General features: G+C 67.7%; 3 protein-coding genes. 2 read left to right on the top strand and 1 reads right to left on the bottom strand.

What is annotated here, in order from left to right; translation table 11 throughout:
- On the top strand, positions 1–395 hold a 395-nt coding region (locus VKH46_12900; GenBank protein HKB71736.1), incomplete at its 5' end, for a CARDB domain-containing protein.
- Between the two features lie 121 nt (positions 396–516).
- Here VKH46_12900 and VKH46_12905 read toward each other — a convergent pair.
- Entirely contained in the window at positions 517–945 is a 429-nt protein-coding gene (locus VKH46_12905; protein HKB71737.1) for a redoxin domain-containing protein, read from the bottom strand.
- A gap of 214 nt (positions 946–1,159) precedes the next feature.
- On the opposite strand from VKH46_12905, the gene VKH46_12910 reads away from it, so the two are divergent.
- On the top strand, positions 1,160–2,140 hold a 981-nt coding region (locus VKH46_12910; protein ID HKB71738.1), incomplete at its 3' end, for a hypothetical protein.

Consider the following 2,140-nt stretch of genomic DNA (forward strand, 5'->3'; position numbering starts at 1 on the left):
GCGGCCTTCTCCGCTCCCATGCCGACGGGCCTAACCTGACGCTCGTGCGCGTCGATCGCGAACAGGCCCTCGTGATTCTTTCGAACGACGACGCGCCGGATACGGAGCCCGGGTCCTGGTTCGCCGACATCGCCGTTCGAAACTTCGGCAATCGCACGACCTTCGCTCCCTTCGAGGTTGCGATCTTCGTCGACGGCGCGCTCGCCCGTTCGTGGGTCATCGCGGGTTCGATCGCTGCCGCCGAAACCGTCCGGAACCCGCACATCGCAGTCGGGAGGCTCTCAGCGGGAACGCACAAGATTCGCGTCGTGATCGATCCGTCGAACCGGATCGAGGAGAGCATGGAGACGGACAACGAGTTCGAGGCAAGCGTCACGGTTCCGCCTCTCTCTTGATTCAGTATCCGCGCTGCCGCTAACGCCCTCTCATCCGCTCCACGAGCTTCCTCGGATCGCGGAGATGGTCCGCGAGCACGATTCGTCCCGCTTCGTTCACGACGAAGACGTTGACGAGCGGTCACGTGTCGGGGACCGCTTCCCCGGTCCACGCGCGGCCCACCGAGCCGTCGTCGATCAGGATCGGAAAGGCCGCACCCGTCCGCCGCCGGAAGTCGGCGGGCGAGGGCTCGGATCCGCCGGGGAAATGGATCGCGACGACCGGAACGGCGAGCTCGCCCCGTCTCGCGAACCCTTCGAGCTCAACGGCCTGGTCCTCGCACACCGAGCACAGATTCGTGAACCAGACGACCGTTCGCCGAGCCCCGATCCACTCCTCCGAACGGCGGATCCGTCCCGTGTCGTCGGGCAGCGCGAATTGCGGCGCCCGGTTGCCGGCAGCAAGCGTCGGCCGGCCGCCGCCGATGCCCGCGAGCGCTCGCTTCCGCTCCCGCTCCCATCTCCGGAAGAGCCACGGCCGGAGAACGCGGATCGACCAGGGAGACCTCACGGGGCCATTCTCCAATGAGAGGTGCCCGCGCGCGCTGCCGCCGGCGCCCTCTCCCGGTCAAGCCTCTCGGGGACGGACAGTTACGGATGGACGCCTGATGCCGCATGAGCTGGTTGCATCAGGCGAACGGGCCTGCGAGGAGCGTGTAATTTCCTTCGACAGGTCCGGATCGTCCGATCCGGCTCCCGCGCCGGCAGAAAAAGGAGGAGAAGCCATGAAGACGATTCTCAAATCGGCAGCGGCGGCAGCCGCGCTCGCGCTCGCCGCAACGCTTTCTGCGGCCACGCCGCCCGCGCTCGTCGTCGGAGATCCGCCGTCGAGCCATGCCAACAGCGGTACGGCTTCCGTCGCTCTCCCGTACACCCTGATCGACCTGTCGCGACCGGCAACCGCTACGGGGAATCTCACGCAGGTGAAGCTCGGCTGGGCCAGCGGCGGGTGCAACTCCGCCGTTCGCATAAAGGTCTTTCGCCGGGCCGGATCCACGCTCGTCCCGACCGCCCAGAGCGCCGCGCTCAGTCTGACTTCCCCCGACGCAAACGTCGTCTTCACGTCCACGCTGGCTCCTCCGCTTCCCGTCGAACAGGGGGACCTGATCGGCATGACGGTGCTCGACGACTGTTCCGCTAACCCGGTGGCATTCGCCGGTTTTCCGACCATCGGTTATCTGGTCTACCCCGGCGACGTCCAGAGCGCCGTTTCGATCGACGCGCGGCTTTACCACATCACCGACCAGCTCTCCCTCGGCGCCACGGGCGTCACGACGAGCTATACCGCGCTCGTCGTTCCCGGGGTGGGCTCGATCCCCGGCGCCTTCGGCGCCCAGTTCAAGACCTCGCTCCAGATCGTCGCGTCTCCCTACGGAGGCGACCTCTCGGGCAAGCTCGTCTTCCATCCGCTCGCCGTCTCCGGCAGCACCTCGGATCCCTCGCTCGACCTCATCCTCGGGGCCGGCCGGGCGGTCTCCTATCCCGACATCGTCGGCACGATGGGCCAGACGGGGCTCGGCAGCCTCGACGTCGTTCTCGACGCCGCCTCGCCGGCGCCCGTCGTCTACGCCCGCGTCTTCAACGACGCCGGCCCCGACGGCACGAGCGGCCTGGGAGAACAGGCGATCGACGTATCGCAACCGGCCTACTCGCCCGCCACGCCGGTCCTGTACTTCGGATGCAGCGGAATCCTCTCCACGCCGGTC

The sequence above is a fragment of the Thermoanaerobaculia bacterium genome (assembly GCA_035260525.1).
Classification (GTDB): Bacteria; Acidobacteriota; Thermoanaerobaculia; order UBA5066; family DATFVB01; genus DATFVB01.